Annotated in this window: 14 protein-coding genes; 1 reads left to right on the forward strand and 13 read right to left on the reverse strand. The window is 66.2% G+C overall.

What is annotated here, in order from left to right; translation table 11 throughout:
• Nucleotides 1-14: 14 nt before the first annotated feature.
• From V3596_RS14010 to fba, 3 genes are all read right to left on the reverse strand, one after another.
• Complete coding sequence (locus tag V3596_RS14010; protein ID WP_334278387.1) at nucleotides 15-1121, reverse strand: hypothetical protein; 1107 nt, start codon at nucleotides 1119-1121, stop codon at nucleotides 15-17.
• A 28-nt stretch (nucleotides 1122-1149) separates the two neighbouring features.
• Nucleotides 1150-2046 carry a phosphoribosylaminoimidazolesuccinocarboxamide synthase gene (locus V3596_RS14015; protein ID WP_334278388.1) on the reverse strand — a complete coding sequence of 299 codons (897 nt, stop codon included), beginning with the start codon at nucleotides 2044-2046 and terminating at the stop codon, nucleotides 1150-1152.
• A gap of 147 nt (nucleotides 2047-2193) precedes the next feature.
• Nucleotides 2194-3258: a class II fructose-bisphosphate aldolase gene (gene fba, locus V3596_RS14020; protein WP_334278389.1), complete on the reverse strand. Its 1065-nt coding sequence runs from the start codon at nucleotides 3256-3258 to the stop codon at nucleotides 2194-2196.
• A gap of 181 nt (nucleotides 3259-3439) precedes the next feature.
• Here fba and V3596_RS14025 point away from each other — a divergent pair, with 181 nt between their 5' ends.
• A complete protein-coding gene (locus tag V3596_RS14025; RefSeq protein ID WP_334278390.1) occupies nucleotides 3440-4462 on the forward strand; it encodes an ATP-binding protein in 1023 nt (340 codons plus the stop codon).
• A gap of 10 nt (nucleotides 4463-4472) precedes the next feature.
• Here V3596_RS14025 and V3596_RS14030 read toward each other — a convergent pair whose 3' ends face one another.
• From V3596_RS14030 to fmt, 10 genes are all read right to left on the reverse strand, one after another.
• Nucleotides 4473-5228, reverse strand: coding sequence for a substrate-binding periplasmic protein (locus tag V3596_RS14030; protein ID WP_334278391.1), 756 nt, complete (start codon nucleotides 5226-5228; stop codon nucleotides 4473-4475).
• Nucleotides 5229-5275: 47 nt separating this feature from the next.
• Nucleotides 5276-6706, reverse strand: coding sequence for a pyruvate kinase (gene pyk, locus V3596_RS14035; protein WP_334278392.1), 1431 nt, complete (start codon nucleotides 6704-6706; stop codon nucleotides 5276-5278).
• Nucleotides 6707-6800: 94 nt separating this feature from the next.
• Nucleotides 6801-9116: an NADP-dependent malic enzyme gene (locus V3596_RS14040; protein WP_334278393.1), complete on the reverse strand. Its 2316-nt coding sequence runs from the start codon at nucleotides 9114-9116 to the stop codon at nucleotides 6801-6803.
• A gap of 164 nt (nucleotides 9117-9280) precedes the next feature.
• On the reverse strand, nucleotides 9281-10474 hold the full coding sequence (locus V3596_RS14045) for a phosphoglycerate kinase (RefSeq protein ID WP_334278394.1): 1194 nt from the start codon (nucleotides 10472-10474) through the stop codon (nucleotides 9281-9283).
• 72 nt (nucleotides 10475-10546) lie between these two features.
• Nucleotides 10547-10876 (reverse strand): AzlD domain-containing protein, encoded by a 330-nt coding sequence (locus V3596_RS14050; protein WP_334278395.1) that lies wholly within the window; start codon nucleotides 10874-10876, stop codon nucleotides 10547-10549.
• The gene (locus V3596_RS14055) at nucleotides 10873-11598 is read right to left on the reverse strand and encodes an AzlC family ABC transporter permease (RefSeq protein WP_334278396.1); all 726 of its coding nucleotides are present in this window, start codon (nucleotides 11596-11598) and stop codon (nucleotides 10873-10875) included. Before V3596_RS14055 ends, V3596_RS14050 begins: the two co-directional genes overlap by 4 nt.
• 172 nt (nucleotides 11599-11770) lie before the next feature.
• A complete protein-coding gene (locus V3596_RS14060; RefSeq protein WP_334278397.1) occupies nucleotides 11771-12532 on the reverse strand; it encodes a head GIN domain-containing protein in 762 nt (253 codons plus the stop codon).
• A 143-nt stretch (nucleotides 12533-12675) separates the two neighbouring features.
• On the reverse strand, nucleotides 12676-13068 hold the full coding sequence (locus V3596_RS14065; protein WP_334278398.1) for a hypothetical protein: 393 nt from the start codon (nucleotides 13066-13068) through the stop codon (nucleotides 12676-12678).
• A 40-nt stretch (nucleotides 13069-13108) separates the two neighbouring features.
• Nucleotides 13109-13957: a zinc metalloprotease HtpX gene (htpX, locus tag V3596_RS14070; RefSeq protein ID WP_334278399.1), complete on the reverse strand. Its 849-nt coding sequence runs from the start codon at nucleotides 13955-13957 to the stop codon at nucleotides 13109-13111.
• Nucleotides 13958-14017: 60 nt separating this feature from the next.
• A complete protein-coding gene (gene fmt / locus V3596_RS14075) occupies nucleotides 14018-14971 on the reverse strand; it encodes a methionyl-tRNA formyltransferase (protein WP_334278465.1) in 954 nt (317 codons plus the stop codon).
• Nucleotides 14972-15017 lie beyond the last annotated feature (46 nt).

The following is a 15017-nucleotide window of genomic DNA, read 5'->3' on the forward strand; positions in this document are numbered from 1 at the left end:
TCAGCGCGAACTGATCAGGCCGGCTTGACCAGGCCGGCTGCTTCCAGCGCCTCGGCCCATTGCTTCTTCTGGGCCGCAAACTCGGCCCATTCCCGTTCCGCCGCCTCGCGGTGCCAGGCCGCCTTGCCCACTTCGTCCAGGGCCTCATAGACCTGGGCCAGGCGGCTGTGGGTGGCAGCGCGGTCGTCCACCTCGCAGCCCGGGTCGAGCTCCACCTCAGCTTCGTGCGCCTGGCGCAGGGCATGCTCGCGCTGGCCGCAGTTGAGCCGGCACCAGGCCAGGTCGGCCAGCAGGCTGCTGCCCAGGCGCGCCAGGCCATGCGACATGGCCACCGGCAGATGCTGCTCGAACAACTCGCGGGCCTTGTCGAACTCGCCTTGCAGCACCAGGGTCTGCGCCCGCAGGATGGGGGTGAGCGACTCCATCGCCGAGCCGCCAAAGGCTGCATCGAAATTCTTCACCGAGTCGGCGCCCAGCAGGAGCTCGGGCTTGCGGCCGGAGGCGTCTGCCAACGCCGCGTGGCGGGCCTGCGCTGTCTGCATCTCGGCCATGTTGTAGATCAGGGCCGACAGGGTGGCATCGTCGCCATCCAGCGTCGCGTGACGCCGCGCCGCCGCATACCAGGCTTGGGCCAGGTCGGCGCGGCCAGAGTAGTGGTGGGCCAGCGCCAGCACCATGGACAGGCGCGAGCGCGCCGCATGATGGCCCACGCCTACCACCTTCAGGCCCTCTTGCGCATGGCCGATCAGGGCCGGCAGGTCATGCCGGGCATAGGCCAGATGGGCCAGCCAGGCCAGGCTCAAGGCCTCGACTTCGGCCAGCTTGGCCGTGCGGGCGATGGCCAGGGCGCGCTGCGTCTTCTCGCGCGCCGCGCTGCTGAAGTCGGTGAAATAGCTCATCAGGCCTTCGGCCAGATGCAGCCAGGCGCCGATGGAGGAATGCGGATGCTGGAAGGCGAGCTGATGCAGCGTTGTCAGCTGGTCGCGCGCCTCGCTCAACTGGCCGTGGCGAACCAGCGCGATGGCGCGCTGCGCCATCAGGCAGGCGCCCTGTACCGGGTTCAGGGCCGCAGCGATCTGCTGGTCCAGCGACTTGATCAGTCTCGATTGGGTCTGTTGCATGAGCCCTCCCGTCGGCTCCGCCCGGACTTCAGCGTGTCAGTCGTTCAAGTGCTTCGCGGTACTTGGCCGCGGTCTTGGCGATCACTTCTTGCGGCAGCGCCGGCGCCGGGGCCACCTTGCCCCAGGGCTGGCCGTTCACTTCAGCCTGCTCGAGCCAGTCGCGCAGGAACTGCTTGTCAAAACTGGGCGGATTGCTGCCCACGGCATAGCTCTCAGCCGGCCAGTAGCGCGAGGAGTCGGGCGTCAGCACCTCGTCCATCAGGGTCAGGGTGCCATCGGCATCCAGGCCGAACTCGAACTTGGTGTCGGCAATGATGATGCCCTTGGAGCGCGCGATGTCGGCCGCGCGCTGGTAGAGCTGGATCGAAACGTCGCGCACCTTCTCGGCCAACTCGGGGCCGATGATCTCGACGCAGCGGTCGAAGTCGATGTTCTCGTCGTGATCACCCATCTCGGCCTTGGTGGCCGGTGTGAAGATGGGCTGCGGCAGCTTGGAGGCGTTCTGCAGGCCGGCTGGCAGCTCGACGCCACAAACGCGGCCGTTGCTCTTGTATTCGGCCCAGCCGCTGCCAGCCAGGTAGCCGCGCACCACCGCTTCGATCGGCAGGGGCTTCAGGCGCTTGACCAGCATCGCCCGGCCCTGGACCTGCGACTTCTCGGCCTCGCTGACCACGGAGAGCGGATCGTCACCGGTCAGGTGATTCGGCACGATGCCTTCGAGCTTGTCGAACCAGAACAGCGCCATCTCGGTCAGCAAGGCGCCCTTGCCGGGAATGGGCTCGCCCATGATCACGTCGTAGGCCGAGATGCGGTCGCTGGCGATCATCAGGATGCGGTCGCTGCCCACCGCATAGTTTTCGCGCACCTTGCCGCGGGCGATCAGGGGAAGCGAGGTCAGCGACGATTCAAGCAGGGCAGCGGTCATGAGGGGCATCCAGGACGAAGCCGGCATTTTAGTCGGGCGAGCAACGGACAAAAAAAGGCCCGCCAGCGAACTGCCGCTGGCGGGCCAATGCGTTCCTAACCTTTGATGACGGTAGACGCTTGTGGAGTGATGGTTGCAGGGCCCGGCTTACTGCACGACCTGGGCCAGTTCGCCGCGCGCATAGGCGGCGGCAATGTCGACGAGGCTGCGCGCCTGGATCTTGCCGGCCTGGCCTTCGCAGCCGAATTCCATGTAGCGCTGCTTGCAGACCAGCTTGGCCGCTTCGCGCGCGGGCTTCAGCCATTCGCGGGCATCGAATTTGTCGGGGTTCTCGAACAGGAACTTGCGCACGGCGCCGGTCATCGCCAGGCGGATGTCGGTGTCGATGTTGATCTTGCGCACGCCATGCTTGATGGCTTCCTGGATCTCTTCGACCGGCACGCCGAAGGTTTCCTTCATCTTGCCGCCGTACTGGTTGATGATGGCCAGCAGCTCCTGCGGCACGCTGGACGAGCCATGCATCACCAGGTGGGTGTTGGGGATGCGCTTGTGGATTTCCTTGACGCGGCTGATGGCCAGGATGTCGCCGGTGGGCTTGCGCGAGAACTTGTAGGCGCCATGGCTGGTGCCGATGGCAATGGCCAGCGCATCCAGCTGCGTGGCCTTGACGAAGGTGGCCGCCTCTTCCGGGTCGGTCAGCATCTGGCTGTGGTCCAGCTTGCCGACGGCGCCGATGCCGTCTTCCTCGCCGGCATCACCGGTTTCGAGGTTGCCCAGGCAGCCGAGCTCGCCCTCGACCGTCACGCCCACCTTGTGCGACATCTCCACCACGCGGCGGGTCACGTCGACGTTGTATTCAAAGGAGGCCGGCGTCTTGCCGTCGTCCATCAGCGAGCCGTCCATCATCACCGAGCCAAAGCCCAGGTTGATGGCGCCTTCGCAGACCTTGGGGCTGGTGCCGTGGTCCTGGTGCATCACCAGCGGGATGTGCGGATAGGCTTCGACGGCGGCCTGGATCAGGTGCTTGATGAAGCTCTCGCCAGCGTATTTGCGGGCGCCGGCCGAGGCCTGCAGGATCACCGGTGCGCCGACCTCGTCGGCAGCGGCCATCACGGCCTGGACCTGCTCGAGGTTGTTCACATTGAAGGCTGGAATGCCGTAGCCATGTTCGGCCGCGTGGTCCAGCAGCTGTCGCATCGAGACAAGTGCCATGATGAAAAGTCCCCAGATGGTTTGAAATTCCTGCAGGCGCAGCTTCGCATGTAACCACGCCGTAACTCGTCGCATTCTAGCTGGGCGACCTTCGCCCGAAGTCGGCCCCCACCCCCGCATCCGGACGCCCAGCAAGTTCGCCTTGCGCAAGACCCGGCCCCCCGGGTAGGCTCTCGCACTCATGACCGTGCGCCTCTCGATAGACCAGATGACCCTGTGGATCACCGCCGCCGCGCGTGAGCATTCACTGGACCTGGCTGACCATGTCGTCGAGAAGACCGGTGCCAGCCGCCGCTCGGCGCTCTCGGCCCTGCGCCGCCTGGGCGAGGCCAACTGGCTGACCCGCACGGGCTCGCGCAGCCGGCCGGTCTACGGCCCCGGTACGCTGCGCCAGGTGGCCCGCAGCTACACGCTCCACGGCCTGCAGGAAGACCTGCCCTGGCAGCGCGACTTCGCGCCCAATTTCGAATTCCCGCGCCATGTCACACGGATGATCCAGCATGCCTTCACCGAGCTGGTGAACAATGCGGCCGACCACAGCGGCGGCAGCAGCGTGACCGTGTCGCTGCGCCAGACGCCAACGCACGCGCAATTGCTGGTCTCGGACGATGGCTGCGGCGTGTTCGACAAGATCTGCACCACCTTCGACCTCGCCGACGCCCAGCATGCAATGCTGGAGCTGTCCAAGGGCCGCCTGACCAGCCAGCCCGAGCAGCACACTGGCCGCGGCCTGTTCTTCAGCTCGCAATTGGCCGATGTGTTCGACATCCACGCCAATGGCACCGCCTTCCAGCGCCGCGCCTGGGAAAGCTCGGGCTGGACCAAGGGCCGGCCGCTGCCGCGCCAGGGCAGCTCGATCTACATGGCGATATCGCTCGACACCACGCGCACACTGGACCAGGTGATGGAGGCCTGGAGCATGGCCGGCGACGGCATCGAGTTCGACCAGACCAAGGTCAGCCTGAAGCTCCTGGCTGGCGAAGGTCAGGCGCTCGATTCACGCGCACAAGCCCGGCGCGTGGCGGCGCGGCTGCCCACCTTCCGGCGCGTCGAAGTCGCGTTTGACGGCGTGCAGGATGTCGGCCACGGCTTCGTGGATGAATTGTTCCGCGTCTTCGCCCGAGCGCACCCCGAAGTCGAGCTGGTCGCCACCGGCGCCAATGCCCGCATCAAGGCACTGATCGAAAGCGCGCGCCGCGGCTGAAGGCGGCCGCTCAGAGATCGCTGTCGATCAAGGCGCGGATCGCCGCCCGCTTCACTTGCAAGGCCTTGTTGATGCGCGGCAGCACGTCCGCGAGGGCTTGCCCGTGGCCCACAGCAAAATGCACCGCCTCCAGCGCCAGCGGCGTAGGCTGCACGGCCAGCGTTGCCGAGAGGCCGGTGAGCTCGCGGGCCCGCCGCTCCAGCAGCCAGGGGTCGGGGCTGCGGTGCGAGCCCAGCGCCATGTCGCAGCGGCCAGCCATCAACATGCGCAGCCGCGCGCCGAGGTCACCGTCCACATACTCGACCTTGAACAGCTTGCCCTTCACCGCATCGAAGCTGCCGCCGTAGCTGATGCCGCGCGAGATGCAGACCGTGCGCTCGCGCAGGTCATCAAGGCTGTGGAAGTCCAGCGCCTGGTCGCGCCGCACCAGCATCCAGACATGGTTGTCGAACACCGGCGCACTGAAGGCGAACTGCTCCTCGCGCGGCTTGGTGCGCGCCATGCCGAACGCCAGCGCCTGGCCCCGCTCGGCCAGCACCAGCACCCGCGCCCAGGGGGCCTGCAGGATCTGCCATTCAATGCCTGCCGCCTCGCCGATCAACTGCAGCAAGGGCACAACGAAGGGGCGCGAACTGTTTTCGCCAATGGCCACCGGCACGCGCAGAGGCTCAGCAGCGCAGGCAGTCGGCGGCGGGAGCAGGCCCAGAGCCAGGGGGCCAAGGCCAAGCAGCCAACGACGACGTTGGAGGCTCTCGGGTCCTGACATGCCGGCGTCCATCGGGCTCATCCGGCCCCAGGATAACGCCGCCCGCTTCAGCCGACTCGGCAGACCTTCAGCATATTGGTGCCGCCGGGGTAGCCCATCGGTTCGCCGCAGGTGATGGCATACGTGTCGCCGGGCATCAGCACGCCGCGGTCCACGAGTATCTTCTCGGCCGCTGCGAGGGCGGCGTCGCGGTCGTCGAACTTGGGCATCACCAGCGGCTGCACATTGCGGTACAGCGTCATCTTGCGCTGGCTGACCACGCTGGTGGTCAGCGCAAAGATCGGCACCTGGATGCGGTGACGGCTCATCCAAAGCGCCGTCGAGCCCGACTCGGTCAGCGCCACGATGGCCTTGCAGCCCAGGTGATAGGCGGTGAACAGCGCGCCCATGGCGATGGACTGGTCGATGCGACCGAACTGGCGGCCAGCGAAGTCGGTGTCCAGGCTGACGAACTCGGCCCGCTCGGCTTCCAGGGCAATCGCGGCCATCTGTTCGATGGTCTCGACCGGGAACTTGCCGGCCGCGGTTTCGGCGCTGAGCATCACGGCATCGGTGCCGTCCAGCACGGCGTTGGCCACGTCCGAGACTTCGGCGCGGGTGGGCACCGGGTTCACGATCATCGACTCCATCATCTGGGTCGCGGTGATCGCCACCTTGTCCAGCTCGCGGGCCATCTTGATCATGCGCTTCTGCAGTGCCGGCACGGCCGCGTTGCCGACTTCAACCGCCAGATCGCCACGCGCCACCATGATCCCGTCGCTGGCCTTCAAGATGGCCTCCAGGTGCGGAATGGCTTCGTAGCGCTCGATCTTGGCGATCATGGCCGGCTTGTGGCGATAGGGCTCGCCGGCCACATTGGCCAGCTGGCGCGCCATCTCCATGTCGGTCGCGTTCTTGGGGAAGCTCACCGCAAGGTATTCGCACTGGAAGGACATCGCGGTCTTGATGTCTTCCATGTCCTTGCCTGTCAGGGCCGGAGCGGTCAGGCCACCGCCCTGCTTGTTGATGCCCTTGTTGTTGCTCAGCTCGCCACCGACCTTGACGATGGTGTGCACCGCCGCGCCGCGCACGGCCTCGACCGTCAGCACCAGCAGGCCGTCGTTCAGGAGCAGCGTGTCGCCCGGCTTCACGTCGCGCGGCAGCTCCTTGTAGTCCAGGCCCACGGCCTGCTCGTTGCCGAGCTCGGTACGGTCGGCATCCAGGATGAAGGGCGTGCCATTGACCAGCTCGATCTTGCCGTTCTCGAACTTGCCGACGCGGATCTTGGGGCCTTGCAGGTCCGCCATGATGGCCACCGACTTGCCGGCCGCTTCAGCCGCCTCACGCACCATGCGGGCGCGATCGATATGGTCCTGTGCCTTGCCATGCGAGAAGTTCAAGCGCACCACATCGACGCCGGCGCGGATCATGCGCTCCAGGATCTCGGGTGAGTTGGATGCCGGGCCCAGGGTGGCGACGATCTTGGTGGCACGGGTCATGGGGCTTGTCTCGCTGAAATTTAGTTACAGACGGCTGATTATGGGCCGCTGCGGGCCCATGATCGGTTCCATCGAGTTACCAAATCAAGCCCAATCAAGCTGTCGCTTTCCCTGCTCGCACATCGGCAACCGCCAGGGCCGTCATGTTGACGATGCGGCGCACCGTGGCCGAAGGCGTCAGGATATGCACCGGCGCTGCTGCGCCCAAGAGGATCGGGCCGACGGTCACGCCGTTGCCGGCGCTGATCTTCAGGACATTGAAGAGGATGTTGGCCGAATCCAGGGTCGGCAGCACCAGCAGGTTGGCCGAGCCCTTCAGCGTGCTGTCGGGCAGGAAGGTCTCTCGCACGCTTTCCGAGAGCGCCGCGTCCCCATGCATCTCGCCATCGCTTTCGATTTCCGGATGGGCCGCCGCGAACAGCTCATGCGCCCGGCGCATCTTCACGGCCGAGGGCCGCTTGCTGGAACCGAACATCGAGTGCGAGACAAAGGCCAGCTTCGGCGGCAGGCCGAAGCGCTGCACCTCCTCGGCCGCCATCGCGGCGATCTCGGCGAGTTGTTCGGCGTCGGGGCAGTCGTTGACGAAGGTGTCGGCGAGGAACAGCGTTTGCGACTCCAGCATCACCGCGTTCATCGTGGCGAAGCAATGCGCATCCTTGCGCAGGCCGATCAGGTCGTTGACATGCTCCAGATGCGAGTCGAAGCGTCCGACCATGCCGCAGATCATGGCGTCGGCATCGCCGAGCTTGATCGCCAGCGCGCCGATGGTGGTGTTGGAGCGGCGCACCGCAGCCTTGGCCATCTCGGGCGTGAAGCCGCGGCGGCCCATGGCCTGGTGATAGGCCTCCCAGTATTGGCGGAAGCGGCTGTCGTTCTCGGGGTCGATCACCGCCACGTCCTCGCCCAGCTTCAGGCGCAGGCCGGCGCGCTGGATGCGCATCGCTATCACCTCGGGCCGGCCGATCAGCGTGGGCTTGCACAGGCCTTCGTCCAGCGCGACTTGCACCGCACGCAGCACGCGCTCGTCTTCGCCTTCCGAATAGATCACCCGCGCCGGGTGGGCCTTGGCAGCCGCGAACACCGGGCGCATGAACATGCCGGTCTGATAGACGAAACGCTCCAGCGACTGGCGATAGGCCTCCAGGTCGGCAATCGGGCGCAGCGCGACGCCGGACTCGGCGGCCGCCTTGGCAACGGCCGGCGCAATGCGCAGGATCAGACGGGCGTCGAAGGGCTTGGGAATCAGGTAGTCCGGGCCGAAGGCAAGCTCTTGCCCGGCATATGCGGCCGCCACTTCGTCGCTCGTCTCCGCCTTGGCCAGCGCCGCGATCTCGCGCACGCAGGCCAGCTTCATCTCTTCAGTGATCTTGCTGGCGCCGCAGTCCAGTGCGCCGCGGAAGATATAGGGGAAGCAAAGGACGTTGTTGACCTGGTTCGGATAGTCCGAGCGGCCGGTGGCGATGATGCAGTCCGGCCGCACGGCCTTGGCCAGCTCAGGCCGGATCTCCGGCTCCGGGTTGGCCAGCGCAAGGATGATGGGCTGCGGTCCCATGGTCTTGACCATCTCGGCGGTCAACACACCAGCGGCCGAGCAGCCGAGGAACACATCAGCGCCGCTGATCACGTCGGCCAGCGTCTTGGCATCGGTCTTCTGGCAATAGCGCTGCTTGCTCTCATCGAGCTTGCCGTTTTGAAAGTCCTCGCGTCCCTCGCGGATCACGCCCTTGGAGTCGCAGACGAAGACGTTATCGCGCCGCACTCCGAGGCCCACCATCACGTCAAGGCAGGCAATCGCCGCCGCGCCCGCACCCGAGGCGACGAGCTTGACCTTGGCGATTTCCTTGCCCACCAGCTCCAGGCCGTTCAGCAAGGCCGCGCTGGAGATGATGGCCGTGCCATGCTGATCGTCGTGGAAGACCGGGATGTTCATCCGCTCCTTCAGCTTCTTCTCGATGTAGAAGCATTCAGGCGCCTTGATGTCCTCGAGGTTCACACCGCCGAGCGTGGGCTCCATGGCCGCGATGATGTCCACCAGCTTGTCCGGGTCGCGCTCGGCCAGTTCGATGTCGAACACATCGATGCCGGCGAACTTCTTGAACAGGCAGCCCTTGCCTTCCATCACCGGCTTGGCGGCCAGCGGGCCGATATCACCCAGGCCCAGCACGGCCGTGCCATTGGTGATCACGCCAACGAGGTTGCCACGCGAGGTGTAGTCGGCCGCGAGGGTCGGGTCTTTCTCGATGTCCAGGCAGGGATAGGCCACGCCCGGCGAATAGGCCAGCGACAGGTCGCGCTGGTTGGAGAGCGCCTTGGTCGGCGTGACCGCGATCTTGCCGCGCGTGGGACTGCGGTGATATTCGAGTGCAGCTTCACGCAGGGCGGCTTCGGCCGGCGACAAGGGCTGGGTCATGGGGCGGTCTCCTGCTGGACTTCTTTTCGAGGGTCGGACAGGTTAGCGCCGAACCTCCAACTGTCCAATGCCGGCCCCTTTGGCCCTCATGCAAGAAACGCAACAAGCCTTCATCAAAAGAAAAGGGACCCTTGCCGGGCCCCTTCAGCTGCGAGCGGGTTCGCTCAGCCCGCCGCGCGCTTGGCCAAGATCTCGAAGGCCGGCAGGGTCTTGCCCTCCAGCACTTCGAGGAAGGCACCGCCGCCGGTGGAGATGTAGCCGACCTCTTTTTCAATGCCGTACTTGGCAATGGCCGCCAGCGTATCGCCACCGCCGGCAATGCTGAATGCAGACGATGCCGCAATCGCGCGGGCGATGGTTTCGGTGCCGCCGGCAAAGGCGTCGAACTCGAACACGCCGACCGGGCCGTTCCAGACGATGGTGCCGGCGGCTTTCAATTGCTCGGCCAGCAGTGCGGCAGTCTTGGGTCCGATGTCCAGGATCAGGTCGTCTTCGGCAACCTCATGGGCTGCCTTGACCGTCGCTTCGGCATCGGCCGCAAAGCGCTTGGCACAGACCACGTCCACCGGGATCGGCACCGCGGCGCCGCGCGCCTTCATGCTGTCGATCACGGCCTTGGCCTCGCCCACCAAATCAGGCTCGGCCAGCGACTTGCCGATGGACAGGCCGGCCGCCAGCATGAAGGTGTTGGCAATGCCGCCGCCGACGATCAGGCCATCAACCTTGTCGGACAGCGCCTTCAGGATGGTCAGCTTGGTCGATACCTTGGAACCGGCCACGATGGCGACCAGCGGGCGCTTCGGTTGCGCCAGGGCCTTGGTGATGGCGTCGATCTCGGCGGCCAGCAGCGGGCCGGCGCAGGCCACCTTCGCAAACTGGGCGATGCCGTAGGTCGTGCCTTCGGCGCGGTGGGCGGTACCGAAGGCGTCGTTGACGTAGATGTCGCAGAGCGCGGCCATCTTCTTCGCCAGCTCTTCGCTGTTCTTCTTCTCGCCCTTGTTGACGCGGCAGTTCTCCAGCATCACGAGCGAGCCCGGTGCGACCTCCACGCCATCAACCCAATTGGCCACGACCGGGATCTCGCGGCCCATCAGCTCACCCATGCGCTTGGCAATCGGCGCCAGCGAGTCTTCCGGCTTGAACTCGCCCTCGGTCGGGCGGCCCAGGTGCGAGGTCACCATCACGGCCGCCCCTGCTTTCAAGGCTTGCTCGATACAGGGAATGGAGGCGCGGATGCGCGTGTCTTCGGTGATCTTGCCGTCGTCGTCTTGCGGGACGTTCAGGTCGGCACGGATGAAGACGCGCTGGCCAGCAACTTTGCCGGCAGCGACCAGGTCGGAGAAACGCAGGACGTTCATGGAAAGGTCTCGGAGGTCAGAAAGTTGGGGCGAAGCTTACCAAGTCGGCCGTCCGTACCAGGTTTCTTGCGATTACCAGCCAAGCCCGATTCGCAATGTGAGCATGACGGCGGTGCCGCAAATGATGGTGCCGAGGATGCCGCGCTTCCAGAAGAAGTAGGCGGTGCCGGCCAGGGTTGCGTAGATGCGCGCGTCCTGCCAGGTCGAGATCAACTGGCCCTGGGTCAGGACGATCTCAGGCACGATGACCGCCGCCAGCGCAGCCAGCGGCGCATAGCGCAGGCCGTTCTTGGCCCAGTCGGGCATCGGTATCTCGTTCTTGGGAAGCATGAAGAAGCTGCGCGTGATCAGGGTGATCACCGCCATGCCAAGAATGCCCAGCACTGCCCACCAGAAGCTCATGCCTTGCTCCTCACCGGCGGCACCCAGCGTTCCATCAGCAGCCCCACGGCCACCGCCGCCGCAATCGCCACCAGGATGTTGAGCCGCAGTGGCAAGGCGTAGGCAGCCACGGCAGCGCAGCCGGCCACCGCAGCCGAGACCCAGGAGTTGCGGTCCGACAGCAGCGAGTACGCCAGGCCCAGCAGCGCCAGCACGCCTGCGAAGCCCAGGCCCCATTGCGTGGGCACCTGGTCGGCCAGCAAGATGCCGATCAGCGCCGGCACCTGCCAGGAGCTCCAGTTCACCACCACGCCGCCCCAGTAGTAGGGCAGTTGCTCCGGCCCAGGCTGGCCGTCCGGGAAGCGCTTCAGGAAAGCGACGTAGTTGAGGTCGGCAGCAAAGTACCCGATGGCCATGCGCAGCCAGCGCGACTCATGGCTGAAATACTGGCGCCACTGCGCACTGAAGATCAGGAAACGCAGGTTCACGCAAAAGGACGTCGCCCACAGCACCCACAGCGGCGCGCCGCTGGCGAGCAGCGGCAAGGAGGCCAGCTGCGAACTGCCGGCAAACACGGTGAGGCTCATCAGGAGCGCCAAGGGCAGGGAGAGCCCGCTCTTGATCATCGCCACGCCCGTGACCAGACCCCAGGCCGAGATGCCCAGCGTGATGCCAGCCATGTCGCGCGCACCCTCGGCAAAGGCCGGGTGGCGCCACAGCGGCGCAGAAAGAGAAAAGCCCATTCGAATACTTTCGGATGGGCTTTCTGTAAGAGCCCATACGGCTGATTGTCGTATGGGCTTTCGTCCGATGCTGCCGTACGGGATCTCTTGCCAAGCGGCGCCCGAGGATCCGGCTTTGCCGGGCCTCCGGGCGCGCCCCCTTGAGGGGGCCGGCGAAGCCGGTACGGGGTGGTCAGTTCAGCTTGCGCACCTTGCCGCTGCCGGCCACGGAGCTGCTGATCTCGGGCGAGCCGAGGTAGCCGACGTCGCCGCTGCCAGCAATCTTGACTTCGAGCTTCTTGACGGCATTGACGCGGGCATCGCCGCTGCCACTGATGGAGATCTTGACCTCTTCGGCCACCGTGTCGGTCGCCTTGACGTCACCCGAGCCGGCGATCGAGACATTCAGCTGGCCGGTGCGCCCCTTGGCGCTGATGTCGCCGCTGCCCGCCACGCGCAGGCCCAGCTTCTCGCTGGTCAGCTCGCTGAACTGGATGTCGCCCGAGCCGGCAATGCTGGCTTCGACCGCGCCGGTCTTCATCGCATCGACCTTGACCAGTCCCGAGCCGGCCACCGAGATGGCGCGCAGCTGCGCCATGCTGATGCTCACTTCGGGCGTGGTGCTGGTCGAGAAGCTGACGCCCTTCTTGGGGCCGATCTCCAGCGTGCGGCCCTTGCCGCTCTCGACGACACGGGTTTCCAGATACGGCAGGAGGTTCTTGTCGGCCTTGATCTCGAGCTTGTGCGAGTCGGCCTGGCGGATGTAGATCTTGAAGCCACCGACGGCGGCAATGCCGTCGAAGGCGCCGACATCGCGGCTCTCGCTGGTGACTTCGCCGGAGCCCTTGATGGTTTCCTTGCTGCCCCAGCTCCAGTCGAAGGCGTGTGCTGCGCTGGAAGCGGTGAAGGCGGCGCCGGCCAGGGCAGCAATGGCAAACAGATGACGACGGTTCATGATGCGGGACTCCGGTTGTGTTGGGGTGAGCGCATCATCTCGAAGCGACCCGGGCACCGCGAGCCGCAATCGACCAAGTGCTGGAGCCGGAGGACGAAGTGCGGGAAGCCAGGCGCCGCGCAACGGCTCGCGTCCGCGTTCGCCTACTTGGACTTGCTCGCGTCCTTGCCTGCTTCCTTGGCCGCCGGCTTGCTGCTGGCCGGCTTCTCTTCCGCCGCATGGCTCTCGGCCGGCTCCGGCGGCGGCAGGGCCTTGCCGTCGGGGCCGCGCGGCACGACGGGCGCCACACCCTCGAGCTTGTTCTCGCGCATGTACTCGTCCATTTCCTTCCAGCCGGTGAAGACTGCGGCCTTCAGGGCTTTCGGATTGAGCAGGTAGCAGTCCTCGATGGCGCGCGAGGCATGGCGGCAGGCGCTGCCCACGGCCTTGCCTTCCGCCTCCTTGGCGGCGGCAATCTTGGCCGGATCTTCAATGCCCAGTTGCTCGCAGGCAGCCAGGCTGGCGAGCAGGGGCAGGGTCAGCAGCAGTCGCTTCATCCCGGAACTATCGGCGAAATTGGAGCCGGCTTTAGTGGGATCAACGGCCACGTGCCATCGCCATCAGGCGTTCGATGCGTTCCTCCGTCGACGGATGCGTGCTGAACAGGCCCGCCAGGCCGCGACCCGAGAGCGGATTCATGATCATCATCTGCGCCGTTTCCGGGTGGGCTTCGGCGGGCGCCAGCGGTATGCCCTGGGCATAGCGGTGGATCTTGTCCAGGGCCGAGGCCAGCGATGCCGGGTCGCCGGAGATCTCGGCGCCGACGCGGTCCGCCTCGAACTCGCGGGCACGGCTGATGGCCATCTGGATCACGCTGGCGGCGATGGGCGCCAGGATGGCAACCAGGATGCCCACCAGCGGGTTGGCCGGGCGGCCTTCGCTGTCGCGGCCGCCGAACAGCACGGCAAAGTTGGCCAGCATCGAGATCGCGCCGGCCATGGTGGCGCTGACGGTGCTGATCAGGATGTCACGGTGCTTCACATGCGCTAGCTCATGGGCCATCACGCCACGCAGCTCGCGGGCGGACAGCACGCGCAGGATGCCCGTGGTGGCGGCCACGGCCGCATGCTCAGGGTTGCGGCCGGTGGCAAAGGCGTTGGGCGCGTCTTCGTCGATCAGGTAGACGCGCGGCATCGGCAGCTCGGCCTTTTGCGCCAGCTCACGCACCATGGCGTAGAACTGCGGCGCCGAGGTTTCATCCACCTCGCGGGCGTTGTACATCTTCAGCACCATGGTGTCGGAGAACCAGTAGCTGAAGAAATTCATGCCCAGTGCGACGACGAGCGCCAGCATCATGCCGGCGCGACCGCCGATCATGGCGCCGATGGCCATGAACAAGGCAGTGATCGCGGCCATCAGGATGGCGGTCTTCATCAGATTGAACATTGTTGAACGCTCCGAAAACAAGGGATCAGGCTGGGCTAGATGATGGCCCTCGGCCGGAATTCAAGCCAGATCGAACTGTTCGCCGGCGCTGATGGGCCGGGCCTGCAGCAGGGCCGCTGCCGGCAAGCGCTTGCCGCCGGCGCGCTGCAGCTGGGTCAGCCTCAGCGCCTGGTTGCCGCAAGCGACCACGGGGCCTTGCGAGTCCACAGACAACACGCTGCCGGGCGTGCCGCTGGCATCCACCAGCTCGGCGCCCCAGACCTTCAAGGTCTCGCCGGCCAATTGCGCCTGGCCGCCGGGGAAGGGATCGAAGGCACGCAGGCGGCGCTCGATCTGGGCGGCGTCCTGCCGCCAGTCGATCTGGCTCTCGGCCTTCTCGATCTTGTGCGCATAGCAGACACCCTCATCCGGCTGCTTGACCGGATGAAAGCCGCCGCAGGCCGCCAGTTCGAGCGCCTCGACAATCAGCCGCCCGCCGAGCACGGCGAGCCGGTCGTGCAGGCTGGCCGTGGTGTCGGCCGCTGCAATGCCCAGCTTCTCGACCAGCAGCATGTCGCCAGTGTCCAGGCCCGCGTCCATCTGCATGATGGTGATGCCGGTCTCGGTGTCGCCCGCCTCGATGGCGCGATGGATGGGCGCTGCGCCTCGCCAGCGCGGCAAAAGGGATGCGTGGATATTGAGGCAGCCGCGCCTCGGCATATCAAGCACCCATTGGGGAAGGATCAGGCCGTAAGCTGCAACCACCAAGACATCGAGCCTGGCGTCCAGCAGCGCTTGCCGGCCCATCTCGGCCTCTTCAGGAAACTTGCCATCCAGCCGCAGACTGCGCGGCTGGGCCACGGGGATGCCATGCTGAACGGCCAGCTGCTTCACTGCCGAGGCCTGCAGCTTCATGCCGCGGCCGGCCGGGCGGTCCGGCTGGGTCAGCACCAGGGGCACCTCGAAGCCCGCCTGCAGCAGCGCTTCCAGCGCCTGCGCCGCGAACTCGGGCGTGCCGGCGAAGCCGACCCTCAAGCCTGAATTCATTGGAGCACCCTTCGGCCTGCGGCCTGCCGCCCAC

Origin of the sequence: Roseateles microcysteis (genome assembly GCF_036880965.1) — a bacterium.
Classification (GTDB): Bacteria; Pseudomonadota; Gammaproteobacteria; order Burkholderiales; family Burkholderiaceae_C; genus JAUASW01.